We start from the raw sequence: 24,480 nt of genomic DNA on the forward strand, positions 1-24,480 counted from the left end.
CGTAGGCCCGTTCGCCTGAAATCGAGCTGAATGGTGGCATGCTCAGCGTTCTTTCAGGTCACCGCGCCCAGCATGTGCCTGCGTCGGGCAATCGCCCGGCCGACCAGGGAGGTCCACATGCAGCGACCGGTGGCCATCATCTCCGGAAGTTTCGGCGCCGGCCACGACGGCGCAGCGGCGGAGCTGACCCGGCGGCTGCGGGCGCAGGGCCACCCGGTCCAGCGACACGACTTCGTCGACCTGCTCCCTCGCCGCACCGGGGTCCTGCTGCGCAGCATCTACCGCCGGCAGCTCGCCCTCGCCCCTCGCACCTGGGGGTGGCTGCTCACCCTCGCCGGCTCCGACCGACTCGGCCGGCTGGCCGCCGAGCTGACCGCCGCCGCGGACGATGCGACCCTGGCCGCGCTCGGTCCGGACACCGGGCTGGTCGTGTCGACGTATCCGCTCGCCAGTCAGGTCCTGGGCCGGCTGCGCCGGCGCGGCCGGCTGCACGGGCCCGTCGTCACCTACCTCACCGACCTGTCCGTCCACCCGGCGTGGGTCGCCGACGGCGTCGACGTGCACCTGGCCCTGCATGACGACACGGCCCGGCAGGCCAAGGCGCTCGGCGCCGACGATGTGCGGGTCGTCGCGCCCGCAGTCCGGCCGGCGTTCGCCCGGCCAGCGTCGAGCGCACCGGCCGCGCTCGGGTTGCCGCCACAGCTGCCGCGGGCGCTCGTCGTCGCCGGAGCCTGGGGCGTCGGTCAGGTCGAGCGGGCCGCCCTCGACATCGCCGACACCGGGCTCGCCGTGCCGATCGTCGCCTGCGGCCGCAACGACGCGCTGCGCCGCCGCCTCAACCGCTCCGGCCGGGTCGTGCCGATCGGCTGGGTCGACGACATGCCGTCCCTGGTACGGGCCTGCCAGGTCGTCGTGCAGAACGCCGGCGGGCTGTCGTCGCTGGAGGCCCTCGCGGCCGGGGTGCCGGTCGTGACGTACCGGTGCCTGCCCGGCCACGGCGCCACCAACGCCGCGGTGCTGGACCGCATCGGCTGGGTCCCCTGGCTGCGTGGCCGGGCCGACCTCGCCAACGGGCTGCGGGCCGCGCTCGGCGGCACCACCGGGTTCACGCCGTCGCCGGTGCGGCCTGAGACGGTCCTGGCCGACCTGGCGGTGACCGCATGAACCGGCTCGTCACGGCCGGCGCCGTCACCGGCCTCGCCGGGCTCGCCGCCTATGCGCTGCCAGCCGTCACCGCGTTCGCGCCGGGCCGCCGGGCCCTGCTGCCGGGCCTGGCCGGGCTCGGCCCGGCCGGCCACGTCGCGCTCACCTTCGACGACGGCCCGGACCCGGTCTCGACGCCGAAGTTCCTGCAACTGCTGGCCGAGCACGACATCCGGGCCACATTCTTCCTGCTCGGCTCGATGCTCGACCGCGACCACGGCCTCGGCCGGGAGGTCGTCGCCGCCGGACACGAGGTCGCCGTGCACAGCTGGTTCCACCGCTGCCTGCTGTGGCGCAGCCCCCGCGCCACGTACGACGACATCGCCCGCGCCCGGGATCTCGTCGGCTCGCTCGGTGGCGGCGCACCGCGCTGGTACCGGCCGCCCTACGGGGTGCTCACCACCGGGGCGCTCGTCGCCTGCCGGCGGTTGCGGCTGGAGCCGAAGCTGTGGACCGCGTGGGGCCGCGACTGGCGCGCCGCCGCCACCCCGGACACGATAGTCGCGGACGTGACGAGCACCCTTGCCAGCGGCGGCACCGTCCTGCTGCACGACTCCGACTGCACCTCTGCGGCCGGGTCGTGGCGGCGCACCCTCGACGCGCTCCCCCGGCTCATCACCTGGTCCGAAGCGCGTGGCCTGCGGCTCGGCCCGCTCGCCGAGCACCAGCTGGTGCGGTCATGACGTGGCTGGTCACCGGCGGAGCCGGTTACATCGGCGCGCACGTCGTCGCGGACCTGCTCGCGGCCGACGAGCGGGTCGTCGTCCTCGACGACCTGTCCACCGGCGACCCGGCCCGCCTCGCCCCGCACGTGCCGCTCGTCGTCGGCGACGCCGGCAACCCCGCGCTCGTGCGCCACACCCTGCTCGACCACGGCGTCACCGGCGTGATGCACCTGGCCGGCAGCAAGTCCGCACCCGAGTCGCTGCACCGGCCGATCTGGTACTACCAGCAGAACGTCGGCGTCGTCGCCGCCGTCCTCGACGCGATGGCCGCCACCGGCGTCGCCCGGCTGGTGTTCTCCTCCTCCGCGGCCGTGTACGGCGTACCCGGCACCCCGACGGTCGCCGAAGACGCCCCGACCCGACCGCTGAGCCCGTACGGCCGGACCAAACTGGCCGCCGAGGAGCTCGTCGCAGCCGCCGGGCTCGCCCACGGCATCTCGTGGGTCGCGCTGCGGTACTTCAACGCCGTCGGCGCCGCCGAGCCCCACCTCGGCGACCGTGGCCGCACCAACCTGCTGCCGCTCACGTTCGACGCACTCAGCACCGGCGCGCCCGTCATCGTCGCCGGCACCGATCTGCCCACCATCGACGGCAGCGGGGTGCGCGACTACGTCCATGTCGCCGACCTCGCCGACGCCCACCGCCGAGCGGGCATGCGCCTCGCCGCCCGGCCCGGCGCCGACGTCTACAACGTGGGCGCCGGGGAGGGCCACTCCGTCTGGGAGGTGATCCGCGCGGTCACCGACGTGACCGGCATCCCCGTACCGGCCCGGAGCGGCCCGCCGCGTCCCGGTGACGCACCGGCCGTCGTCGCCGCCATCAACCGCATCACGGCGGACCTCGGCTGGCGCCCCGACCACTCGCTGCACGACAGCGTCCGGTCCGCCTGGCAGGCCTGGACCACCACCCGAAGCCGGCGGGGACAGCCCGAACCGGTCCGGCCGCATGCCCAATCCCGTTAGGTTCAGCATATGCCCAGCTCACGCCAGCGATTCGTCGCCCGGCTCCGCGAGCGGCTCGGCGTGCGGATGCGCTCAGCGCTCGCCGCCGCGGCGGTCGTCGCGGTCGCCGCGGTGCTCAGCGGCGTCGCCCTCGTCGTCGCGGCCCGCGTCATCCTCACCCAGAACATCGACCAGTCCGCCACCGAACGCGCCACGCAGGTGACCGCCGCCGTCGGCGACGGCGGCGGCGCCGGACTCACAGCCGCGCTACGCCCGTCGCCCCGCGACCGCACCATCGTCCAGGTCATCGACGTCGACGGCCGGATCGTCGCGGCGTCCGCCTCGGTCGGCGGGGCCGGCCCAATCTCGCCGCTGCGCCCCAAGGCCGGCCAGACGCTGCACGAGCAGCGGCGGCTGGCCGTCGATCATGATGAGCTATTCCAGATCGTCGCCACCGGCGTCGACACCACCGACGGGCCACGCACCGTCCTGGTCGCCCAGTCGCTCGACGAGGTCAACGACGGCACCGAGGCGACCATCGGCGCGCTCGCCGTCGGCCTGCCCCTGCTCACCACGGTGGTCGGCGTGGCCACGTTCCTGTTCGTCGGCCGCAGCCTGCGACCGGTGGAGGCGATGCGCCGCCAGGCCGCAACCATCACCGCCCAGAACCTGCACACCCGCCTGCCCGTGCCCGCCGCCACCGACGAGGTCGCCGCCCTGGCCACCACCATGAACACCATGCTCGACCGGATCGAAGACGCCACCGCCGCCCAACGCCGGTTCGTCGCCGACGCCAGCCACGAACTGCGCAGCCCCCTCGCAACCCTCCACGCCGGCCTCGACATCCTCGAACGCATCGACCTGCCGCACCACGCCGTCACCCACGTCCAACGCATGCACCGCGAGAGCACACGCATGGCCACCCTCATCGCCGACCTGCTGCTACTGGCCCGCGCCGACGAGTCCGGGCTGCGGCTGCGCCACGACGACGTCGACCTCGACGACCTCGTCTACACCGAACGCGACCGCGTCGCCGCCCAGCACCCACACGTGCGCCTCGAACTGCACGTCACACCGACGCGCGTGCAGGGCGACCCGCAGCAACTGCAACGCGTCCTGCGCAACCTGCTCGACAACGCCGCCCGCCACGCCGCCAGCCAGGTCCGCATCGACCTGTCCGGCGACGACGACCACGCCGACGTCACGATCACCGACGACGGCCCCGGCATCCCGCCCGCCGACCGCGAACGCGTCTTCGGCCGCTTCGTGCGCCTCGACGACACCCGCTCCCGCGACGGCGGCGGCACCGGCCTCGGCCTGGCCATCGCCCGCGACATCGTCACCACCCACGGCGGCACCATCACCGTCGACGACGCACCGTCAGGCGGGGCCGCGCTGCACGTCCACCTCCCGCGGTGACGGGCGCGTCGAACGCAGCGACTCATGCCGGCCGCACCAGGCCGCTGTCGTAGGCGGCGATGACGAGCTGCGCGCGGTCGCGGGCGTCCAGCTTCGTGAGCAGCCGGGCTCACGTGCGCCTTGGCCGTGGACAGGGCTCACATGCAGGTGCGCGGCTATCTCGGCATTGGACAGACCCAGCCCCACCAGAGTCAGCACCTCGCGTTCCCGTTCCGTGACGCCCGCCGGCGCCGCGGTGGGCCGCCGCGCCGGCTCGGGACGACGGGTGAACTCCTCGACGAGGCGCCGGGTGACGCTCGGGGCGAGCAGCGCCTCACCGGCCGCGACGACCCGGATCGCGGCGAGCAGGTCGGCCGGCGGCGCGTCCTTGACCAGGAACCCGCTGGCACCGGCGTGCAGCGCGGTGAAGATACTCGTCGAGGTCGTACATCGTCAGGATCAGCACCTTGACGCCCGCCGTGCCCGGCGATGCCGTGATCCGGCGGGTCGCCTCGATCCAGTCGAGGTTGGGCATGTGGATGTCCATGAGCACGACCGCCGGGACGGTGGTGCGGGCGAGCTCGACGGCCTCGTGACCGGTCGCGGCCTCCCCCACGGCGACCATGTCCGGCGCCGTGTCGACGAGGAGCCGGAAGCTACCGCGCACGAGCGCCTGGTCGTCGGCGACGAGCACCCGGATGCTCATGCGCCGGCGCCGCTCAGCGGGAAGACGGTCGTCACGCGGAAGCCCCCGCCGGGCCGGCTCAGAATCGCGGATGCCAGCCGCACGGCAGGGCCTTGCCAGTCTTCACCCCAGTTTGGCTGCCGACCGTAGGTCACGGACGCGCAGGCAAGCGGCCTGCGCCGGGTGGCAGGAGTCTGCAACGGGTCGATGAAATCGATCAAGCAAATCCGGCGGATCGGGCTGGCCGCGGCCGGGCTGACGGCGGTCGGGGTGATGAATGTTTGGCGCCGCGTCGCTGGCCAGCGCCGAACCCGCAGCGTCGTCGCCGGGCCAGTCGTTCCCAGCGGGCGCCGGGTCGGGCGGTGACGGCCGGGGCAGGTCGAACGACACCGCGGTGACCGGCGACGAGCTGGCCAAGGGTCACCGCGGCAATGAAGGCCAACAAGGACTCCGCCGTGACCGTCACCAGCGTCCGCAAGGACCCGGACGGGCTCCTACGACGTGCTCGGCACCAAGAACGGCAGCGACATCTTCTACGACGTCAGCGCCGACCTCACCACCTTCACCCGTTGCCTTTCAGTGCGCTTTAGTGAGCACACGATCGGCAGTCCCGCCTTGCGGTGGTACGGTCCCGGTCTGACCCGCAGGCGCGGTGCCGGGTTCACGCTTCGCAGCCACCTGCCCGCGTACGCGGGTCTTCCGGTCGGCTCCACGTGTTGCCACCGGGCCACTCCCGGCGGTGTCGTACTCAGCCGCCAGTGCGGCCAGGTTGAGCGCGGCATTCAGGTCCCGGTTTAGGACCAGACCACACGCCTCGCAGAGGTACTCGCGCTCGGACAGGGCGAGCTTGGCTTTCGCCGCGCCGCAGCCCGAGCAGGTCTTGGAGGATGGATACCAGCGGTCGGCCACCAGTAGTCGGCCGCCGTTCCACGTCGTTTTGTACGCGAGCTGACGGCGGATCTCCGCGAATCCGGTGTCGGCGATGTGCTTGGCGAGGCGCCGGTTGGCGAGCATGCCGGTGACGTTGAGGTCTTCGACCACGATCGTGCCGTGCTTGCGGGTCAGCCTGGTGGTGAGCTTGTGCAGGCCGTCGCGGCGCAGGTTCGCCACCCGGGCGTGCGCCCGGCCGAGCCGGTCCGCGGCCCGCTGCCACCGGTTCGACGCCCGCCGGCCGGTGCGGCGGTCCGGGCCGGTCTTCCGCGACAGCGCACGCCCGAGCTGTCGCAGACGCTGCTGGGCTGAGGCGAGGTGGCGCGGGTTGTCGACCAGTTCGCCGGTCGACAGCACGGCGAGGTGCTTGATCCCGACGTCCACGCCGACCACGGTGTCCGGCCGGGCAGGGCGCCGCTGGGCGCGCTCGACGTCGACGGTGAAGGCGACGTGCCAGCGCCCGCCGTCGCGGCGCACGGTCGCGGACATGATCCGCGCCGTGCCGTTTGCCAAGCGGCGGGCGAGCTTACGGGCCGACTCATGCAGCTTCAACCGGCCCAGCCGAGGCAGCACGACGTGCATGCGGTCCGGCTCGACCCGGATCGTGCCAGTGGTGAACCGCACCGACGGCGCGGTGCGGCGGCGGGACTTGAACCTCGGGAACCCGGCCGGCCGCCCGGCTCGCTTCCCGCTGCGGGAGTCGGCCCAGTTCTTCAACGCGCGGGCCAGCGCGTCCAAGCCGGTGTTGAACGCCTCCTTTGAGCACTCGGCCCACCACGGCGCGACGTCGTGCTTCGCGGCGTTCCACGCCTGACGCAGCGATGCTAGCGTCCACGAGATCGACTCGGTGAGCTTGTCGTCCGGCACACCGTAGGTGCGTTCGGCGGCCCGCTGGTCCATGACGGCCTTGACCCGGGCGAGTGCCCAGTTGTGCGCGACCCGAGCCGCGCCGGCGTGCGCGAGCAGGTCGCGCTCCTGCCGGGCGGTGATGTCGAGGGCGAACCGGTACGCCTGGATCGTCTTCACGACAGGTCGTCCCCGGTAGCGGCGTCGATCGCCCGGCGGGCACGGTTCGCCGCCGCGCGGCGGCCGTACAAGCGGGCGCACAGCGACGTCAAGATCTCGGTGACGTCGCGCACGAGGTCGTCGTCGACCTCGGCCGGGTCGACCACCATGAGCCGCCGGCCCTGCGCGGCGAGGGCGGCTTCGACATACTCGGCGCCGAAGCGGGCGAACCGGTCCCGGTGCTCGACCACGATCGTGGTCACGGCCGGGTCACGTAGCAAGGCAAGAAATTTCTTGCGATGGCCGTTGCGTGCGGAGCCGATCTCAACCACCACACGCGCCACGGCAAGGTGCCGGCCGGTGGCCCACGTGGTCACCCTGGCCACCTGCCGGTCCAGGTCCGGCTTCTGGCCGGCCGACGATACCCGGGCGTACACCACGACCTGACCCGCGGCTGCCGTCGCACCCGTAACCGGCTCGCCGACCATGATGAGCCTGCCCAGCCGATACGTGGGAACGGGCAGCGTCCCAGCCTCGTAACGCCGACGTGCGGTGGCGTATGAGACACCCGTCGCCGCTGCCCATTCCTTCAAATTCACGCCGTCACTCTAGCTCACCTATGACCACTACTGAACGCTGAAACGCCAGCAGTTTTCATCCCCAACACCGGCGGCCACCGCAGCGCCAAGTAGCACCGATTTGGTCGTGGTGGTCGTCCACGCGGCCGTCACGACCGGTTGTGACCGAGTGTTCGCTAGATCAGGGACTTCCCCGGGGATCCCCGGATGGACCGGACCGCATCGCGGCGGGCAGCCTCGACGTGTGCGTGTCCACCTGCTACCTGTGCTTGCGGCCGCCGTCCTGCTCGCGATGACGGGATGTTCTGCGGACCACGACGGTACCGTCCCGACGGTACCTTCGACGGGCCCGACATCAACCGTGGTGCCCGGCGGCCCGGTCCATCTGACCGACTACACCGACAACGACGGACCGGCGTCCACGGTCATCCTCACCGGCGGGATCGGTGACTACGGCACGGCTCGGAGCGTCCACCCGGACGGGTCGGTCGATCCGGAACACGGCAGCCAACTGGCTCTCGCCCTGGGCCGAGGCGGATTCCGCCTCGATATCGGCGCACTGCATCAGCAGTTCGCCGCGGTGCTCGGCGCGCTCACGGCCGACACCGCAACCTGTTCGGGCACGGCCACGATCACCAGCGACGCTGCCGTCGTGACCGGCTCGGGCACCGGCGCGTATGCCGGCATCGCCGGCACCTTCCACCTCACCATGACCCTGGATGAGGTCTACAAACCGCCCGGCTGCGCCGAGAACGGCGGCGAGTATCTGGCGCAAAGCATCGTCACGACCGGGTCGGGAACTGTCTCCCTCCCGTGAGCCGGTCCGGCCGAACGCGCCGAAAGGCTCGCCGGGCGCGGCAACGACGGACCGTCGGCGGCTTCAACGGACCGCCGACGAGCCACGGATCCCGACGTCCTCCCGACCGCCCGCGCCGGTCACCCCGGCCCCGGCGAGCGGGCTCACGGCCACGAACACAGCGGTCGGGTGCCACCGACGCCGCAGAAGCGGGTCCGCCACAACGCGCCGCCGGCACTTGCCGGCAGCGCGGCGAGGCCCGCGATCAGCGTCACGGTCCAGCCGTTCCACCCCCGGCGTGCCCGCCGGCAGCCACTGCGGCCCACTCGGCGCCGAGGTTGACGCAGACCAGCAGGACCAACGCCGCGGCGGCCCGGCATCACCGGGCGGCGTGCGTCGCCTACCGTACCGGCACGGTGGACGATTGGGTCTGGAGACTCCAGGGCGACTCCGGCACGGGCCGGGGCGCGCCGAGCAGAATGCTGCCGGCGGCCAGGAACAGGCCGACGAGCAGCCAGCCGTGTACGGCGTCCGGCATCGGGATCCAGCGGGCGGTGAACAGGCTCAGGCAAGCCGCCAGGGTCCACCACGGCATGTCGTGGCGGGAACCGGCGAAATCCCAGATGACGGTGCCGACGACGACGCCCGCGATGTAGTACTTGTTGCCGCCGGGCTCCAGCACCAGCCGGGACGCCACGGCCAGCAGCGGGATCGCCGCCCAACGGCCGCGCCGCACCGCGATGACGCCCAGGATCAGGGCGAGGGCCAGCTGGGCCGGGCGGTCCCACGGCGGCGTCCGCGGGTTGTGGATGCCGAGCGCGTGCAGCGCGGACACGGAATTGTTCTTGATGGTGTAGTGCAAGGCAGCGCTCGTGCCCGGGTCGGCGACGAAGAACGGCAGCCAGGCCACCGCCACCGCGACGGTCAACGCCACCGCAGCACACACCTGTCGCCGCCACCCGCGCAGCAGGAGCAGCATCGCCGCGAACCCGACGGCCCACGGTTTGGCGTCGACGGCCAGCCCGAGCAGCAGCCCGGTGAGCCAGGTCCGCCCGGCCCGGGCGGCGCGCAGCGCGCCGACCGACAGCAGCAGCGCGAGGACGTCGTCGAGGTGCGCGACGCCGACGGCAAGGAACATCCACACCGGCAGGAAGTACGCCGCGCCGAGGGCCAGCCAGCCGGCGTCACGCTGCCACGACGGCACCAGGCCGCGCACGAGCCACAGGATCAGCAGGCCGGCGACGGCGCCGAGCACCTGCCAGCCGATCAGGGCCGCGAGCGGGCCGGCGGGCAGCAGCGGCACGATGGCCAGGAACGTCAACGGGCCGATCTGCAGCACTGGCGCGGCGGCGTACAGATGGAGCCCGCCGGTCACCGCGTCGTCGACGTCGACGAGCGCCGCCGCGCCTTGGACGAAGAAGTGCCACGACGAGCCGCCACCCAGGGCCATCAGCACGAACCACACGATCGCCCACGCGAGCACGAGCCCGGCGATGGTGCGCGGCGGCGGAGCGGAGAGCACCGGTCGGCGAAGGCTACGCAGCCGATCCAGCATCGGCCGAAACTAGGCGGGGGCCGCTGAGGTACCGCTGAATCACCCCCGCCCGCCGCTCATCCTGTTCTCAGCATCGGTAGGCGCAAGTGACAGCGACCGGCGCCGCGGTCCATGGTCACCTGAGAGGACGCTGAAGGGCCTGGCCGGGTTCGTCACCCGCCGTTCGCCGGAACCGCGCGAGCGCGTCACCGGACGCCCATAGACCGAGACCATGGAAACAACATCGACGCGGCGCCGTCTTGTGATGGCCGCGGCCGTGGTCGCCGCGGCCAGCCTGGCCCTCTCCGCCCCGGCCGCCGCCGAGCCGAGCCACGACGGCCGCGGCCGCAGCGCGCACGTGCTGCTCGTCTCCGTGGACGGCCTGCACCAGCAGGACCTCGCCTGATACGTCGCGCACCGTCCCGGCTCGGCCCTGGCCCGGCTGGCCGGCGCCGGCCTGACCTACCGCAACGCGGTCACCCCGTTCCCGTCGGACTCGTTCCCCGGGATGCTCGCCCAGGTCACCGGGGGCGACCCGAAGACCACCGGGGTGTACTACGACGACTCCTACAACCCGCAGCTGTTCCCGGCCGGCACGACGACGTGCACCGGCGCCGCACCCGGCGCCGAGAACGCCGACCGCGACCCGTCCCGCCTCGACGCCGGGCAGGGGCTGGCCGGGCTGGCCGGGCTGGCCGGCTCGATCCTGGCCCTGACACGCGATCTGGTCGGGCCGCAACCCGATGCGTCAGGAGATGTCGCGGCGGCTTAGCAGGGACGTTCCCGCTAGCGCTGTCACGACGCCGTAGCCGAGCAGTACCGCGGCCCCGACCCACTGGGGCGGGCTCTGGTCGAACGTCTTCGTCGGCGAGATCATGACGGCCGACGCCACCGACGGGACGACGACCTGGGCGGTCAGGATCCAGTCCTTCTTGATGACGTAGGTGTACAGCAGGTCGAACACGCCGCTTGCGGCGGCGGCGCCGACGAGGTACAGCACGGTCGCGGCGACGGTCGCGGTGAGCTGGCTGCGGATGAGCGCGCCGAAGCCGACCCCGAACACCGCCCAGATCGCGTAGGCGGCGAGGTTGAGCAGGATCGCGCGGACGACGCCCCATTGGCCCAGCTGCGTGCCGTAGCCCTCGTTGCTGAGGAAGATCGCCCCGGCGGCGAGCGCGAGCACGGTCGAGGCCAGCCAGGACGCGGCCGCGACGATGACCGCGGTGACGAGCTTGGCCGCGATCACCGCGCTGCGGTGCGGGGTGAACAGGAACGTGGTCGTGGCGGTCTGCTGGTGGAACTCCCCCGTGATCAGCACGACGCCGAGCAGGCAGGCCAGCAGCACCCCGATGAGCTGACCGGCGGTGAAGATCGTGGCGGCCTGGGTGACCGCGCTGTGGCCCAGCTCCCACTCGCCGCGCAGCCGATTGAGGAACTGCGGCGGCATCTGCGACACGTCCCGGCCGTGGGCGTGCAGCGCGACGAACCGGTCGAAGGGCTGCAGCAGCTCGTGGGCCTGGACCAGGTCGATCGCGAGCATGATGCCGGTGCTGAGGACCGTGGCGGCGGCGAAGAGCCACCACAGGCTGGTGGTGCGCAGTTTGAACAGCTCCGCGCGGACGAGACGCGTCATCGGATGGCCACCTTCGCCTGGGTCAGGTCGAGGAACACGTCCTCGAGGTCGGGCTGGTCGGTGGTGAGCTGGTGCAGGGCGACCCCGGCGGCCAGGGCCGCGTCGCCGACCGCGTCGGCGGCCATACCCGTGACCCGCAGCCGGTTCGGGCCGTCCGCGATGACGTCGGCCCCGAGCAGGCGCAGCGCCGCTCCGAGCTTCTCCGGCTCCGGCGTGCGGGCGTGCACCCGCGCGTCGCCGCCGAGCACCTCGACGACGGGGCCCTGCCGCAGCAGCTTCCCGGCGGCGATGATGACCACATCGTCGGCCAGGGCCTGCATCTCCGACAGCAGGTGGCTGGACACCAGCACGGTGCGTCCCTGCGCGGCCAGGCCCTGCAGCAGCTCCCGCATCCAGCGGATGCCCTCCGGGTCCAGCCCGTTCGCGGGCTCGTCGAGGATCAGCACCCGCGGGTCGCCCAGCATCGCGGTGGCGATGCCGAGCCGCTGACGCATCCCCAGCGAATAGCCTTTGAACGCGCGGTCGGCGGCGGCCAACAGCCCGACGAGGTCCAGGACCTCCTCGGCGCGTGTGTGGGGCAGCCCGGCGGTGATGCAGCCGGCCCGCAGGTGGTTGCGGCCGGTGCGGCCCTTGTGGGCCGAGGACGCCTCGAGCACGGCACCGACCACCCGGGCCGGCTCCGCAAGATCCGCGTAGCGACGCCCGCCGATGGTGGCCGTCCCCGCGCTCGGCGCGACCAGACCGAGCAGCATACGCAGCGTGGTCGTCTTGCCGGCGCCGTTGGGGCCGAGGAACCCGGTCACCCGGCCCGGCTCGACGGTGAAGGAGAGGTTGTCGACCGCGGTCACGCCGTGGTACTGCTTCCGCAGCCCGGATACGACCAGTTGTACGTCGTCCATGAATGTCCTTCAGCAATAGTCAGCGGCTCGGCGGCTTCGGCGCAGGCAATGAACCTCCGACTGATGATCGACGCACGCCGTGAGAGCGCCGGCGCGATTCTGCTAAGAATCGCGTGAGAACTACCCGACGGTCCGGCCGCCGGGAAACAGCTGTGCAGGTGACGGGGCCGGTTGCGACACCCGCCGAGACCGCACCCGGCGTCACGCCGGGCATCGGAGGGTCGAGCAGCCATCACACGCGCGCATCCTTGCGCCGCAATCCTGAGAAAGCGTTGAACGTCAGGAGCGACGGTCACCGGCACCGCCGTACCGAACAGCCATTCAGATCCATCGCCGTTGGGTCAGGTCCGAAGCGGAAGGGGGCCGGCGTCGACGGCGTGACCCAGCGGCGCCAGGCCGTACCGGTCCTCGATGGTTCGCAGCACGGAGTAATGGTTCACCCTGCTCGTGCGGTGGCCGGGGGTGACGCCGGCGCCGCTGACAAGGGTCAGGATGTGGTTGGCGGAGCTGCCGTCGTCTGTGTCGAATGTGACGATGAGCCAGCTGCCATGCGTGACGGCCCACCGCCGGTCAGGCTCGAGGTGCTCATGAGGCCAGGCGTCGCCCGCGGCGATCGCACAGTCGTGCATGTCGTTACACATGTTCGGGATCACGAACGCCACGGTCGGCAGGCGTGCCGGATCGTCGGGCCACGCCGTGTAGGGCTGGCTCGCCTCGTCCGGGACCGTGTCGAAGTCCGGCCACGGTGGGCTGGGTAGCGGTCGGTTGAACCGTCCCTGCCGCAGCCCGCAGCCGTACGCAGCAGCATGGACATGACGGCGACCGCGCGCCACCGCCACGACGGCCCCTCGATGTCCGCACCTCGCCGGATGAAGGCCACCACCCAACTCACCTTACCCAGGTACACCGCCCGGCGAACCGGTGGACGTTGGTCTGCTGCGTGCCCGGCATGCTAGCGGTGGGCGATGGCGGCCGGCACGGCGCTGACCTTCTCGGCGAGCGCGTTGACGACGGCGGCCAGCCGCTGTGCCTGCGCCGGCTGCAGGTTCTCGTATGCGGCGAATCCGTTGCCCTGCCGGTACTTCGCGAGCTCCGCGTCGACGGCCGCGAACTGATCGTCGAGGTGGGCGTCGTAGGCCGGTTTGAGCGCGGCGATCGCGGAACGGCAGCCGTCGACGTTGGCGGCGAAGTCCCACAGGTCGGTGTGCGAATAGCGGTCCTCCTCACCGGTGACCCTCTTCGTAGCGACCTCGTCGAGAAGGCTCTTGGCGCCGTTGGCGATCTCCAGCGCGGTCAGCGTCACGCCGCCGAGCCGCGCGCGCAGCTCGGTGACGTCGGCGAGCAGCTGGTCCGCGACGCCGGTGACGGCGGTCAGGTCGCCGCCCCACAGCTGGTGCTCGATGCGGTGGTAGCCAGTCCACGCCGTACCGGGATCGAGGTCGCCGTCACGGGCGTCGATCTTCGGGTCGAGGTCGCCGAAGCTTTCGGCGACTGTCTCGATCCGCTCGTACGGCACCCGTGCCGGCGCGTACAACGCCTGCGCGTTGCCGCGATCGCCGGTCTTCACGGCGGCGACGAACGCGGTGGTCTGCTCGACGAACGCGGCCGCCTGCTGCCGCACGTCGTCCTGGTAGGTGGCCGCGGCGGCCGTGAGCGCCGGGTCGGCCGAGGAGGCACCGGAAGTACCGCTGCCGGATCCCGAAACCGTGAACCCTGCGCGGATGCCGGCGCCCGTCATACCCGGACGGCAGGAGGTCGTGTAGGCGCCGGCGGGCAGGTCGACGTGCAAGCTGCGGGTCAGCCCGGGCGCGATGTTCTCCACCTCGCCGACGACGCGGTCGCCGGCCGCGTACACGTAGAACTCGGTGACCTTGCCGCCCTGGTTGTGCACGTCGAACACGCGCGGCCCGGCCGCGGCGTGGTCGGCGCTCAGGCGGCACTCGGTGTCGGTGGCGGCGACCGCGATGCCGGCGCCGCCCGTGGGCGCCTGGTGCGGCCCGCCGCACGAGGCGAGCGCGGCAACCGCGCCCAGCACCGCGACCGCCTGCGTGCGGGGCCGTGGTGCCGGGTGCGCGGGGCGGAAGAACAACGCCAGCATGATCATCGCGAAGGCCAGCCAGGCGCCGATCTCCAGGACGGTCGCGCGGGGCGTGAGGTTCACGGTGCCGGCGAGCACGGTGGCGTTTCAAACTCCTACGAGTTGTAGGTACGTGTCAAGCCGGAGAGTGACGCCGCGGCCGAGGTCGGTACCGTTGAGCCGTGACCCGACAGGACAGCGCCGAGCGGCGGCCGTGGGGTGCTCTCGAGGCGGACGTGCTGGCCGTGCTGCGCGCCGCCGGCGAGCCGCTCACCCCGGCCAAGGTGCTGGAGGGTCTCGGCGGGACCGCGGCGTACAACACCATCCAGACGATCCTCACCCGCCTGCTGGAGAAGGGTCTGACGCAGCGCGGGCCGAGTCCGCACGGTGGGCGCGGACACGTGTACTGGCCCACCCACGGCACGGCCACCGCCATCGCCCAGCAGATGCGTGCGCTGCTCAACGGCCCGGGCGACCGCCGGGCCGTGCTGCGCGAGTTCACCGCCGAGCTCGATCCGGCCGACGCCGCCATGCTGCGCCAGCTGCTCCGGCAGGTTCGGAGGAATCCGGCGTGATCGGCCTGGTCTACCTGCCGCTGGTCCTGCCGCTGCTGCTGGTGCCGGCCGCCCGGCGTGCGACCGCGGCGCGCCGCCCGGAAGCGGCGGCCCGGGCGCTCACCGCGGCGGCACTGCTCGCGGCCGCGTGCTCCAGCGCCTGCCTCGGCATGCTCGCCGCGACGCTGCTCGACGACCTGCCGGCCCTGGAGCGGCACGAGGACCGGGCCGCCGTCCTCGGCCGGGTCCTGCCCGAACCCGTGCCGGGCTGGCTCGCCCTCGCCGCGGTGCTGCTGCTGGCCTGGTTCGCCGTGCGCCTGGCGCGCGAGGCGTGGCGCCGGGACCGGGCCGCGGCCGTGCTGCACGGCGCGGGACGCCCCCGGGCGGGCCTGCTGGTGGCTGCTTGGGCGCAGGCCCGGGCCGTGGCGGTGCCGCCGCACCGGGGTCGCGACGGTCACATCCTGGTCACCACCGGCCTGCTCGAGCTGCTCGACGCCCAGGAACAGGCCGTCGTGTACGCGCACGAGCAGGCCCACCTGCGCCGAGGGCACCACCGCGTCGCGGCGCTGGCGGCCGCCGCCGCGGCGATCAACCCGCTCCTACGCCCGGTCCCGGCCGCCGTGGACGTCCTCATCGAGCGCAGCGCCGACGAGGACGCGGCCCGCGACGTCGGCGATCGCATCCTCGTCGCCCACACCATCGGCAAGGTGGCCCTCGGCGACGAGACGGCAGCCCGAGACGACGGCGGGCTTGGATTCACCGGTTCGGCAACCATCCGGCGCGTGACGGCGCTGCTCAGGCCGCCGTCCGGCCGGGTGCTGCCCTTGCTGGCGCTCGCGGCCGCCGGTCTTGCCGTGGCCGCGACTGGCCTCGCGCTCGTCGAGTTCGTCGAGCTGGCCCGTGCCTGGATGCCTCCGCACTGACGCTGGGCGCTCAGGACAACGGCAGCGGCGCGGCCTGCGCGGCCGCGCCGAGCGGCGGCAGACCGTAGGCGTCCTCGATGGTGCGCAGCACCGTGTAGTGGTCCACGCGCTCCGCCCGGTCGCCGGGGCGCACACCCGCACCGAGTACGAGCGTCGGGATGTGGTTGCCGTCGGTGCCGTTGTCCTCGTCGAAGGTCAGGATCAGCAGGCTGTTGTGCGACTCGGCCCAGTCCGCGTAGGAGCCGAGCGTCTGCTGTATCCACCGGTCCGCGTCGGCCTTGGGGCAGTCGTGCATGTCGTGGCAGAGGTCAGGGACGACAAATGCGACCGTCGGCAGCTGCTCCCAGCGTGACGGCAGGTCGCGCAGCGGGCGGTTCAGGTCCGCCGGCACGGTGGCGAAGTCGACCCAGGGATTGTGGCGGCGCACGTACGTGCCGGACGAGCAGCCGGTGAAGCCCGTCGACGGCAGCGCCTCCGCGTACCCGGTGAAGGTCAGGCCCGCGTCGAGCAGCTGCCGGCCCAGGTTCGGCGCGTCGAACGGGTGGCGGATGCAGGAGTTGTCGGTGACGCCCTGGGTCGAGCCGGAGAACAGCGCGAGGTAGTTGGGCTGGCTGGGGTGGGTCTCGCCGTAGGCGGCGGTGAAGTTCGCGCCGCGCCGCGCGAGCGCCGAGATGTAGGGCGTCCGGCGGTGACCGACAACGGCGTCGTACCGCTTGTTCTCCATCACCACCACCACGACATGATCCGGCCGCAGCACCGCGGCTGACGTTGCTGCGGCCGGCGGCGCGGCCGCCGCGACCGGCGAGGCGAGCAAGGGCGCGAAAACGGCCACAGCCGCCCAGATCCATCTCATTCCGACATCTTGTAGGGAAAGGAGTTTTCCGGGACCGGGCTCGCCAGCTCGTCATCCGATGGGCGGACGCCGGCGGCTTCAGCGATCTCTCAGCATTGCGCGGCGAATCTGGCGCGCATGACTTCAGCGCGGCAGCCAGGCACCGTCCTCACCGATGCGTTCGCATCCGTCGGCGGCCGGGCGCGGCTGTCCAAAGTACCGCAGGTCACCGCCCTGTTCTGGATCATCAAGGTGCTGACCACCGGCATGGGCGAGACGGCCTCGGATTTCCTGGCCCACACGGTGGCGCCGCCGGTGGCCGTCGCGCTCGGCGGCCTCGGCCTCGCCGCCGCGCTCGCCCTGCAGTTGCGGGTGCGCCGCTACCTGGCCGGCGTCTACTGGTTCGCCGTCATCATGGTGAGCGTCTTCGGCACGATGGCCGCCGACGTCCTGCACGTCGGCCTCGGCGTGCCCTATCTGGTCTCCACGATCGGCTTCGCCGTCGCGCTCGCCGCGATTCTCGCGATCTGGTACGCCGCCGAGCGCACCCTGTCCATCCACAGCATCACGACACCGCGCCGCGAGCTGTTCTACTGGGCCACTGTGCTGACCACCTTCGCGCTGGGTACCGCCGTCGGCGACCTGACGGCCGTGACGTTCCGCTGGGGCTACCTGCTGTCCGGCGTCATCTTCGCCGTTGCGATCGCGGTACCGGCCTTCGCCTTCCGAACCCGCACGCTCAATGCCGTCGCCGCGTTCTGGACCGCATATGTGATCACCCGCCCGCTCGGCGCCTCCTTCGCCGACTGGATGGGCGTGTCGCACGCCCGCGGCGGTTTGGCCCTGGGCACCGGCCTGGTGACCGCGGCTTGGGCCGCGCTGATCGTCATCCTGGTCGCCTATCTGGCCGTCACCCGAGCCGACGCCGAGCCCGCCGGCCGCTGAGCAGCGTCGCGTGTCTTCGGCCAACCTTCAGGACGACTGGTATACCTTTCGACCGAAATCTGTGGATTTGACGTCTGCAGCCTGTCGTGAGGGAGAGCTGTGTTTGATACCGCCAACCGGCCGGTGAGCACGCGCGAGTGGCAGACCAAGGTGCCCGCGATCACCGCCACCTTCTGGGTCATCAAGGTGCTGTCCACCACGATCGGGGAGACATTCGCGGACTACCTGACCGTGAATGTCGGCCTCGGTCCCGCGGTGACCGACGCGATCATGTTCGTCCTGCTCGTGACCGCGCTCGTCGTGCAGCTGCGCACCCGCAGCTACACGCCCTGGATCTACTGGCTCTGCGTGGTGCTGGTGAGCATCTTCGGCACGCAGATCACCGACTTCTTCACCGACACGCTGGGCGTGCCGCTCGCCGCAAGCACCGCCGCGTTCGCGGTCCTGCTCGCGGTGGTGTTCACGATCTGGTACCGCCAGGAGCACACCCTGGCGATCACCTCCATCAACACGCCCCGCCGCGAAGGCTTCTACTGGGCCGCGATCCTGACCACCTTCGCGCTGGGCACCGCCGCCGGCGACTTCGCCACCGAGGCGCTCAACCTGGGCTTCCGCAACGGCGCGCTGATCTTCGGCGGTTTGATCGTGGCCACCTGGATCGCCTTCCGCCTCGGCGCCGGGCAGGTGCTGACGTTCTGGATCGCCTATGTATTCACCCGGCCGCTCGGCGCCTCCCTCGGCGACCTACTCACCCAGGACAAGGACCTCGGCGGCCTCGCCCTGGGCGCAAGCATCACCAGCCTGCTGTTCCTGGCCGCCATCGTCGTGCTCGTGGTCCGCGAGCAGCTGCTGGTCGGCCGGCACGGCGTCGCGGAGAAGGGGGCCGGCCCGAACGGCGGACGCGGCCCGGACTTCGCCTGGGCGGGCGCGGCCGCGCTGGCCGTCGCCGTCGCCGGGTTCGCGCTCAGCCTCGCCCAGGGCTCTCAGCCGGTCACGGACCCGCAGGCCGACGTCGCCCAGAACCCGGTCACGACGGCCGGTACGGGCGCCTCCGTCCCGGCTCAGCCGGTACATCCGAAAACCAAGCTAGGCAATCTCAGCCGGTTCGCGGTGATCGTCTCCGATGTGCAGGCCAAGGTCTCCCAGAACGACCTCGGGGGCGCGAAGACCCGCGTCAAGGACCTCGAGGTGGCCTGGGACGACGCCGACGCCGGGCTGAAACCACGCGACGCCGCCAAATGGCACCAGCTCGACGACCAGATCGACGCCGTCCTCACCGCCCTGCGCGCGTCGAACCCCACGCAGGCCGACTGCGCCGCCGCGGTGAACAAGCTGATGCAAACCCTGAACACCTTCGACGGCGGCTGAGGGGGCTCAGGTGGCGGTCGGTCGATCCAGGTTGCGCCCGGCCTGCAGGGCGAAGGCGGCCAGAAGGGCGAGCGCCGCGGTCAGGCACAGGCCGCCGCCGGCGGAGGTGTGCCATGCGGTGAGCAGCAGCGCACGGCGCAGGCGGCGGTTCGTCGGCTCGACGCCGCTGGGCAGGGCGCGGGCGATCAGCGTGTAGGTCCGCACGGCGGCGTAGGCGAGGGTCGACCAGTAGAAGGCGAGCAGGGCGACATTGACCGCCTCCACCTACTCCGCGCTCAACCACGCCATGGCCAGCCTGCAGTTCACCGGCCCGCTGCTGCTACCCATCGTGGTGGCGATGCTGGCCGCGGCCGTCGCGTCCGCCGACCGGGACTGGGCATCCTGCGCTACCTGTACGTCGCCCCGGTCACCCGGAGCCGCCTGCTCACCGGCAAGCTCACCGCCGTGACGGTCGCCGCCGCCGCGGCCGTGCTCGCCGGCGTGCTGGCCGGCCTGGCCCTCTTCGGCCTTCGGCTGGCACCCGTTCCACATCATCGACGCCCCGAACCTCCCCACCGCAGCCGCCCTCGGCCGCGCCCTGGCCGCCACCGCCTACCTCACGCTGTGCATGCTCAGCATCGCCGCGATCGCCTTCGCGCTCGGCCTGCTGCTCCCACGCGGCGCCGTCGCCGTCGCGTCGCGATCGGGGTCGGGTCGGGGTCGTCGCCAGCATCCTCAACGGCCAGGCGAACCCCCACGGCGGCTTGCTGCACGCCGTCGCAGTGGCTCTCCCGATGCACTACTGGCAGAGCTGGCCCGGGCTGCTCGAGCGGCCCGGCTCACCCGACGCGGCCTCACGGCCGAGCATGGCCACCGGCGTGCTGGTGCAGGCCGGGACGATCGCCGTCAGCGTGGCCGTCGCGGTGATCGTGCTTCGCCGCCGAGACCCGGCCGCCTGAGCGTTTGCCACGACGAGGCGGCACCCGTTTCCATTCCAATACCTACACGTTGTAGGTGCAGGGACATGGCAAGGATCGGGGACCGGCTTGGGCAGGAACTACGCGCGTGTGTTTCAGGACACCGGCGCGGTCGAGAAGCACGAGAACGTCACGTACGCAGCCGGCACCTACGCCTCCAGGATCAACGACCGGCAGCGGGCATACCTGCGCGATTTGATCGTGCGGGCATTCCCGGGCCGGCCGCCAGTCCACCACGACTTCGCCTGCGGCACCGGCCGCGCGATCCGCAGCCTGCACGGCCTCGTGCGAGAAGCGCACGGCTACGACACCTCCACGAACATGCTCGCCATGGCCGCTGAGGTCGGCACCGAGGCGACGCTCCACACGGTCGCGGCGGACGGTCCGGTACCGATCCCGGCTTGCGCCGACCAACCCGCCTTGGTCACCATGTTCCGGCTCCTGCTCAACGTCGACGCGGTTGTTCGCGACCGGGCCCTCGCCTTCGCCGGGCGGGCGCTGCCGGATGCCAACGCCGGACTGCTGGTGCTCGAGAATCACGGCAACGCCCACTCACTGCGGCGTCTACGCGCACGTCGGCATCGTGGTAATGGCTGGTTCGCGGAGCTGTCGCACCGAGATATCAGCCACCTCCTGCACCAGCACGGCTTCGAGATCATCGAGCGGCGCGGCTTCTCGATGCTGACCCAGGGCTGGTACCAACGGCGAGGCCTCAGCCGAATCGCCCACAGCGTCGACTCGGCCGCACGGCTACTGCCCGGCGCCGACGACTACGCCGTCAATGTCGTATACGTCGCCCGCCGCGTTGCCTAGGCAGTCTCGTGTTGGGCCGTTTGACCAGTTCGCGCTGGGCGGCGTAGCGGTCGTAGCGGCGGGCCAGGCATCGATGAGGCATCAGCCCAAGCGTGGTGGGACGGTGACCAAGCAGTGGCATCCTATGAGGCACCATGCCAGTTGTTGAAGGCGCCCATTGTCAGGCGGTCAAGGCACCGGTGAGGGCGAGGTAGCCGTCCTCGATGGTAGGTTCGACCGGCCGGGCGTGCTCGGCCGGTGCGGTGCGCGACAGGAGTCGGTAGCGGGTGCGGGCCCCTTTGGCGAGCGCCGATACGACGGTGGCGCCCGGCGGCGGGTCGGTCGTGGTGTCGCTCCACACGACACCGTTCGCGGTGGCGGTCAGCGCCTCCGTGGTGCCGGTGAACAGCAGCCGTCCCGCGCCCAGCACACCGACCTGACGGGCCGTTTGCGCGATGTCCTCGACGATGTGCGTGCTGAGCAGCACGGTCCGCTCGCCCGCCAGCCAGGACAACAGGATGCGGAAGCGACGCGCTCCTGGGGGTCGAGCTCGGCCGTCGGTTCGTCGACAATGACCAGCCGCGGGTCGCCGAGCAGGGCCTGGGCGATGCCGACGCGGCGGCGCATCCCGCCCGAGAACGTGCGCAGCTTGTCGTCGGCGGGACCGCTGAGGTCGACCAGCTCGAGCAGCGCGCCGACGCGGCGGCGCCGCTCGGCGGTGCGGTCGACGCCCTTGAGCAAGGCCATGTAGTCCAGGAACTCCCGGGCGGTCAGGTCGGGGTAGACGCCGAAGTCCTGCGGCAGGTACCCCAGCGCACGCCGCACGGCCCGGCGCCCCGCGCGCGTGGCAAGGCAATGGCCGCCGACCCCCACCCGGCCCTCGGTCGGCTGCAACCGCCCGGCCAGCAGGCGCAGCAGCGTCGTCTTGCCGGCCCCGTTGGCTCCCAGCAGGCCGAACATGCCGCCTGGTACCTCGAGGTCGAGGCGCTCGACCCTCAGGGGGCCCGCGCGGCCGGGTACCGCACCGCCGCGATCGACCTGCTGTGCTCGACAAGCCCCAAGTTTCTAGCGCCGCAGCAGCGGCGAGATCCTCGACTGCCCGGCAGGATGCCCGATGCCCTCGTGCCGGGCTCAGCCTGAGAGCACGGGCTCACTCCGCGGTGGCCGACAGTTCGGTGGCCACCGCTCAACGAATCGCGAGAATTCCTCGTGGTGCCGCGTACCGTTTGCCCGCACTGTGCAGCGGGCAGAGGAAGCCGTGATTCACGACTCCGGCCACACTCGGGATCCTCAGGATCCGCTGCCATCTGACGCGATGGCTGACGACGCCGACACCGAGGCCGACCTGATCGCTGAAGCGCACGCCGAGGCCGCGGATCTGGCCGATGACAATCAGGTTCTCGGCACGCCTGGGCCGCCGGTCAGTCGTCGTTCCCCGTTCATGATCGGGCTTCTCGGCGCGGCCGGTGTAGCCGTCACCTATGAGCTCGGCCAGTTTCTGCTGGCCGCCAGCGGCGTGCTGGTCCTGCTCGGTTTGGCGCTGTTCCTGGCCATCGGTCTGGAACCCGCGGTGTCCTGGCTCATGCGCAGCCGTATGCCGCGCGCGCTCGCAGTGGCCATCATCGCCCTGGCCGTCATCGGCGGGATCGGTGGGTTCCTCGCCCTGGCGATACCGCCGGTGGTCGCCCAGGCCGAAGCGTTCAGCCACCAGCTACCCGGGTACGTCGCCCAGATCCACGACCACAGCTCCACCCTCGGCCGACTCGACGCCCGGTTCCACATCGAACAGCGGGTGACCGCGGCGGTCGGCGGTGACACCCAGAGCAAGATGACGTCCGGCCTCCTCGGCGCCGGTAAGGTGGTGCTCAGCGCCACCGCCTCCACGTTCACCGTCCTGATCCTCACGGTGTACCTGCTGGCCGACCTGCCACGCATCCGACGCCTCGCGTACCGGCTCACCCCCGCCTCCCGCCGCCCGCGGGTCATCCTCATCGGCGACGAGATCAGCGCCAAAGTCGGCCGATACGTGCTGGGCAACCTAATGACCAGTCTCATCGCCGGTGTCGGCACGTTCATGTGGCTGCTGGCATTCGGCGTGCCATACCCGATCGTCCTGGGCATCATGGTGGCAATCTTCGACCTCATCCCGGTCGTCGGATCCACAATCGCCGGGATCATCGTCTCGCTCATCGCGTTGACCGTGTCCCTGCCGATCGCCATCGCCACCGCCGTGTTCTACGTCGTCTACCGGCTCCTGGAGGACTACCTCATCGTTCCCAGGGTGATGGGCCGCGCCGTCGACATCCCCGCCACCGCCACCATCGTCGCCGTGCTGATCGGCGGCACCGCCTTCGGCCTCCTCGGCGCGCTCGTCGCCATACCCGCCGCCGCAGCCATCGACATCCTGCTCCGCGAAACCCTCTACCCGCGACTCGACCACGCATAACAAGCACCACACCACCCGGGCAGCGAGGAAACGGATTTCGGAACGACCGTGCGCCGGCTCGGCCGCGGCGCCGCTCCGCCTCTGTCAGACTCGTTCCCATTGGCGGTCACCCGTGGCGCCTGAGTCGCAGCTACTCGCCGCCAGTCGGAGGGAGTGCTGCGACACGACCCCGTCATCCGATCGCCCGATCAGCGGGGTGTGACGGACCTGATTTTGGCCGCACGAGCCGCAGCAGCGGCCTGGCCTGACGGTGTTTCGTCTGCCGGTGCGGCCGTCCCGAGCCCGCGCCGGCAGGCGGGGCAGTGTATCCCGCTGTCGCCGCGGAGGCCGTGGGCGCAGCGGTCGGCGGCGGTATCGGCTGCCGGTGGGCCGGCCGGTCCGGCCGTACCCACCGCGAGGTCCGGACGAACACCATGGTGGCTGGGATGGTCGAGGGTGTGGTTCGGTCCGTGGGTGGTGGGTGGTGACGCCGTGGGGTGCAGGTGCCGGTCGCCGTGGGGTGCAGGTGGCGCCGCGGATGCCACGCCGTGGGGTGCAGGTGCGCCCAGTGCGGCACCGTCTGCGCCGCACGCGCCGGGGTGCAGGTCGCGGTCGCGGTCATGCCCTGCACCCGGCGCCGCGGGCGGCAGCGGCGTCGCGTGGTCGTCGGGTCCGGCAGATGCTGGGGGTCGGTGCCGGCCCCGGCGCCGGGCCGCGAGCTCCGCGGCGGTGCTGGCCAGCTGGGCGGGCGTGAGCACGTCGATCCGGTCGAGCACGTCGACGGCGAGGCTGAGCCGGTACTCGTCGGCGTGGCCTGGTCGCGACGCCTTGCGGACGACTTCGATCAGCCCGGCCTGCCGTAGGCGCTGCAGGGCGGTCTGGATGACGTTGTAGGTCAGCTCGCAGTCCACGGCGAGCCGCGCGACGCCGGGGAAGACGCGGCGGCCGTCGTTGTCGGCGTAGGTGGCCAGCATCAGCGCGACCGCTTTCGGGGTCCGTCCGAGCCGGGCGCGGCGCACGACGTCGAGCCATTGCCGCAATGTGATGGATGCGTCGGCGTGCTCGAGCATCTAGCGGTCCTCATGCTTCCATGCGGTTGGGCAGGGTCCGGTGCGGGACGGCACGCTCGCGGTGCCGTCCCTGGGCGTTGGCCGGTGCTGCCGGGCGCTGGTCGGCCGGTTGTCGCGGACCGGGTCCTGCCGCAGCCATCGCCATGGAGCGCACCGAACCCGCCGGCCGACGCCTCCGCGCCAGTGCGTTGACGGCGTTCGCCGAGCCGTC

Annotated in this window: 27 protein-coding genes and 1 pseudogene; 14 read left to right on the forward strand and 14 right to left on the reverse strand. The window is 72.0% G+C overall.

From position 1 onward, the window contains the following. The first annotated feature begins 117 nt into the window (after nt 1–117). Genes ACPPVO_RS35335 through ACPPVO_RS35350 form a run of 4 tightly spaced genes read left to right on the forward strand, consistent with a single transcriptional unit; the run spans nt 118 to nt 4,288 of the window. Nucleotides 118–1,164: an MGDG synthase family glycosyltransferase gene (locus ACPPVO_RS35335; RefSeq protein ID WP_426502889.1), complete on the forward strand. Its 1,047-nt coding sequence runs from the start codon at nt 118–120 to the stop codon at nt 1,162–1,164. Further along, the gene (locus ACPPVO_RS35340; RefSeq protein WP_426502890.1) at nt 1,161–1,886 is read left to right on the forward strand and encodes a polysaccharide deacetylase family protein; all 726 of its coding nucleotides are present in this window, start codon (nt 1,161–1,163) and stop codon (nt 1,884–1,886) included. The genes ACPPVO_RS35335 and ACPPVO_RS35340 overlap by 4 nt, the downstream gene beginning before the upstream one ends. Continuing rightward, nucleotides 1,883–2,890: a UDP-glucose 4-epimerase GalE gene (gene galE / locus ACPPVO_RS35345; protein WP_426502891.1), complete on the forward strand. Its 1,008-nt coding sequence runs from the start codon at nt 1,883–1,885 to the stop codon at nt 2,888–2,890. The genes ACPPVO_RS35340 and galE overlap by 4 nt, the downstream gene beginning before the upstream one ends. 9 nt (nt 2,891–2,899) lie before the next feature. Beyond that, nucleotides 2,900–4,288, forward strand: coding sequence for a sensor histidine kinase (locus ACPPVO_RS35350; RefSeq protein WP_426502892.1), 1,389 nt, complete (start codon nt 2,900–2,902; stop codon nt 4,286–4,288). 22 nt (nt 4,289–4,310) lie between these two features. Here the strand turns inward: ACPPVO_RS35350 and ACPPVO_RS35355 are convergent. From ACPPVO_RS35355 to ACPPVO_RS35365, 3 genes and pseudogenes are all read right to left on the reverse strand, one after another. Further along, nucleotides 4,311–4,973, reverse strand: a pseudogene (locus ACPPVO_RS35355) (response regulator). Between the two features lie 555 nt (nt 4,974–5,528). After that, nucleotides 5,529–6,908 carry an IS607 family element RNA-guided endonuclease TnpB gene (tnpB, locus tag ACPPVO_RS35360; protein ID WP_426502893.1) on the reverse strand — a complete coding sequence of 460 codons (1,380 nt, stop codon included), beginning with the start codon at nt 6,906–6,908 and terminating at the stop codon, nt 5,529–5,531. Next, complete coding sequence (locus ACPPVO_RS35365; RefSeq protein ID WP_426502894.1) at nt 6,905–7,486, reverse strand: IS607 family transposase; 582 nt, start codon at nt 7,484–7,486, stop codon at nt 6,905–6,907. The genes tnpB and ACPPVO_RS35365 overlap by 4 nt, the downstream gene beginning before the upstream one ends. A gap of 223 nt (nt 7,487–7,709) precedes the next feature. On the opposite strand from ACPPVO_RS35365, the gene ACPPVO_RS35370 reads away from it, so the two are divergent. After that, nucleotides 7,710–8,282 carry a hypothetical protein gene (locus ACPPVO_RS35370; RefSeq protein WP_426502895.1) on the forward strand — a complete coding sequence of 191 codons (573 nt, stop codon included), beginning with the start codon at nt 7,710–7,712 and terminating at the stop codon, nt 8,280–8,282. 379 nt (nt 8,283–8,661) lie between these two features. Here the strand turns inward: ACPPVO_RS35370 and ACPPVO_RS35375 are convergent, their stop codons facing one another. Then, entirely contained in the window at nt 8,662–9,783 is a 1,122-nt protein-coding gene (locus tag ACPPVO_RS35375) for a glycosyltransferase 87 family protein (RefSeq protein WP_426502896.1), read from the reverse strand. A gap of 244 nt (nt 9,784–10,027) precedes the next feature. On the opposite strand from ACPPVO_RS35375, the gene ACPPVO_RS35380 reads away from it, so the two are divergent. Together ACPPVO_RS35380 and ACPPVO_RS35385 are read left to right on the forward strand one after the other, a co-directional pair. After that, entirely contained in the window at nt 10,028–10,201 is a 174-nt protein-coding gene (locus ACPPVO_RS35380) for a hypothetical protein (RefSeq protein WP_426502897.1), read from the forward strand. A 51-nt stretch (nt 10,202–10,252) separates the two neighbouring features. Beyond that, nucleotides 10,253–10,567, forward strand: coding sequence for a hypothetical protein (locus ACPPVO_RS35385; protein ID WP_426514753.1), 315 nt, complete (start codon nt 10,253–10,255; stop codon nt 10,565–10,567). Here the strand turns inward: ACPPVO_RS35385 and ACPPVO_RS35390 are convergent. The 4 genes from ACPPVO_RS35390 to efeO all read right to left on the reverse strand — a co-directional run bounded on the left by ACPPVO_RS35390 (nt 10,544) and on the right by efeO (nt 14,503). After that, nucleotides 10,544–11,428, reverse strand: a complete 885-nt coding sequence (locus tag ACPPVO_RS35390) for an ABC transporter permease (RefSeq protein WP_426502898.1) — start codon at nt 11,426–11,428, stop codon at nt 10,544–10,546. The two genes, ACPPVO_RS35385 and ACPPVO_RS35390, sit on opposite strands and share 24 nt — an antisense overlap. Then, the gene (locus ACPPVO_RS35395; protein ID WP_426502899.1) at nt 11,425–12,327 is read right to left on the reverse strand and encodes an ATP-binding cassette domain-containing protein; all 903 of its coding nucleotides are present in this window, start codon (nt 12,325–12,327) and stop codon (nt 11,425–11,427) included. The genes ACPPVO_RS35390 and ACPPVO_RS35395 overlap by 4 nt, the downstream gene beginning before the upstream one ends. A 341-nt stretch (nt 12,328–12,668) precedes the next feature. Next, nucleotides 12,669–13,166 (reverse strand): alkaline phosphatase family protein, encoded by a 498-nt coding sequence (locus tag ACPPVO_RS35400; protein ID WP_426502900.1) that lies wholly within the window; start codon nt 13,164–13,166, stop codon nt 12,669–12,671. 113 nt (nt 13,167–13,279) lie between these two features. Continuing rightward, the gene (gene efeO, locus ACPPVO_RS35405) at nt 13,280–14,503 is read right to left on the reverse strand and encodes an iron uptake system protein EfeO (protein ID WP_426502901.1); all 1,224 of its coding nucleotides are present in this window, start codon (nt 14,501–14,503) and stop codon (nt 13,280–13,282) included. An 83-nt stretch (nt 14,504–14,586) separates the two neighbouring features. On the opposite strand from efeO, the gene ACPPVO_RS35410 reads away from it, so the two are divergent. Then, nucleotides 14,587–14,979 (forward strand): BlaI/MecI/CopY family transcriptional regulator, encoded by a 393-nt coding sequence (locus ACPPVO_RS35410; RefSeq protein ID WP_426502902.1) that lies wholly within the window; start codon nt 14,587–14,589, stop codon nt 14,977–14,979. Continuing rightward, nucleotides 14,976–15,881: a M48 family metalloprotease gene (locus ACPPVO_RS35415; protein WP_426502903.1), complete on the forward strand. Its 906-nt coding sequence runs from the start codon at nt 14,976–14,978 to the stop codon at nt 15,879–15,881. The genes ACPPVO_RS35410 and ACPPVO_RS35415 overlap by 4 nt, the downstream gene beginning before the upstream one ends. A 10-nt stretch (nt 15,882–15,891) precedes the next feature. Here ACPPVO_RS35415 and ACPPVO_RS35420 read toward each other — a convergent pair whose 3' ends face one another. After that, a complete protein-coding gene (locus tag ACPPVO_RS35420; RefSeq protein WP_426502904.1) occupies nt 15,892–16,734 on the reverse strand; it encodes an alkaline phosphatase family protein in 843 nt (280 codons plus the stop codon). Nucleotides 16,735–16,851: 117 nt separating this feature from the next. Here ACPPVO_RS35420 and ACPPVO_RS35425 point away from each other — a divergent pair, with 117 nt between their 5' ends. Beyond that, nucleotides 16,852–17,658 (forward strand): hypothetical protein, encoded by an 807-nt coding sequence (locus ACPPVO_RS35425; RefSeq protein ID WP_426502905.1) that lies wholly within the window; start codon nt 16,852–16,854, stop codon nt 17,656–17,658. A 123-nt stretch (nt 17,659–17,781) separates the two neighbouring features. After that, nucleotides 17,782–19,026, forward strand: coding sequence for a hypothetical protein (locus tag ACPPVO_RS35430; RefSeq protein WP_426502906.1), 1,245 nt, complete (start codon nt 17,782–17,784; stop codon nt 19,024–19,026). Between the two features lie 6 nt (nt 19,027–19,032). Here the strand turns inward: ACPPVO_RS35430 and ACPPVO_RS35435 are convergent, their stop codons facing one another. Next, complete coding sequence (locus tag ACPPVO_RS35435) at nt 19,033–19,290, reverse strand: hypothetical protein (RefSeq protein WP_426502907.1); 258 nt, start codon at nt 19,288–19,290, stop codon at nt 19,033–19,035. Continuing rightward, entirely contained in the window at nt 19,291–19,560 is a 270-nt protein-coding gene (locus tag ACPPVO_RS35440; RefSeq protein WP_426502908.1) for a hypothetical protein, read from the reverse strand. A gap of 227 nt (nt 19,561–19,787) precedes the next feature. On the opposite strand from ACPPVO_RS35440, the gene ACPPVO_RS35445 reads away from it, so the two are divergent. Together ACPPVO_RS35445 and ACPPVO_RS35450 are read left to right on the forward strand one after the other, a co-directional pair. Beyond that, a complete protein-coding gene (locus ACPPVO_RS35445; RefSeq protein WP_426502909.1) occupies nt 19,788–19,964 on the forward strand; it encodes a hypothetical protein in 177 nt (58 codons plus the stop codon). Nucleotides 19,965–20,072: 108 nt separating this feature from the next. Continuing rightward, nucleotides 20,073–20,795, forward strand: a complete 723-nt coding sequence (locus ACPPVO_RS35450; protein WP_426502910.1) for a methyltransferase domain-containing protein — start codon at nt 20,073–20,075, stop codon at nt 20,793–20,795. A gap of 160 nt (nt 20,796–20,955) precedes the next feature. Here ACPPVO_RS35450 and ACPPVO_RS35455 read toward each other — a convergent pair whose 3' ends face one another. Then, entirely contained in the window at nt 20,956–21,204 is a 249-nt protein-coding gene (locus tag ACPPVO_RS35455; protein WP_426502911.1) for a hypothetical protein, read from the reverse strand. Next, nucleotides 21,156–21,734: an ATP-binding cassette domain-containing protein gene (locus ACPPVO_RS35460; RefSeq protein ID WP_426502912.1), complete on the reverse strand. Its 579-nt coding sequence runs from the start codon at nt 21,732–21,734 to the stop codon at nt 21,156–21,158. Before ACPPVO_RS35460 ends, ACPPVO_RS35455 begins: the two co-directional genes overlap by 49 nt. 277 nt (nt 21,735–22,011) lie before the next feature. On the opposite strand from ACPPVO_RS35460, the gene ACPPVO_RS35465 reads away from it, so the two are divergent. Beyond that, nucleotides 22,012–23,220, forward strand: a complete 1,209-nt coding sequence (locus tag ACPPVO_RS35465; protein WP_426502914.1) for an AI-2E family transporter — start codon at nt 22,012–22,014, stop codon at nt 23,218–23,220. Nucleotides 23,221–23,408: 188 nt separating this feature from the next. Here the strand turns inward: ACPPVO_RS35465 and ACPPVO_RS35470 are convergent, their stop codons facing one another. Beyond that, nucleotides 23,409–24,269, reverse strand: a complete 861-nt coding sequence (locus tag ACPPVO_RS35470; protein ID WP_426502915.1) for a helix-turn-helix domain-containing protein — start codon at nt 24,267–24,269, stop codon at nt 23,409–23,411. Between the last annotated feature and the right edge of the window lie 211 nt (nt 24,270–24,480).

The sequence above is a fragment of the Dactylosporangium sp. McL0621 genome, from assembly GCF_049995355.1.
In the GTDB taxonomy this organism is placed as follows: domain Bacteria; phylum Actinomycetota; class Actinomycetes; order Mycobacteriales; family Micromonosporaceae; genus Dactylosporangium.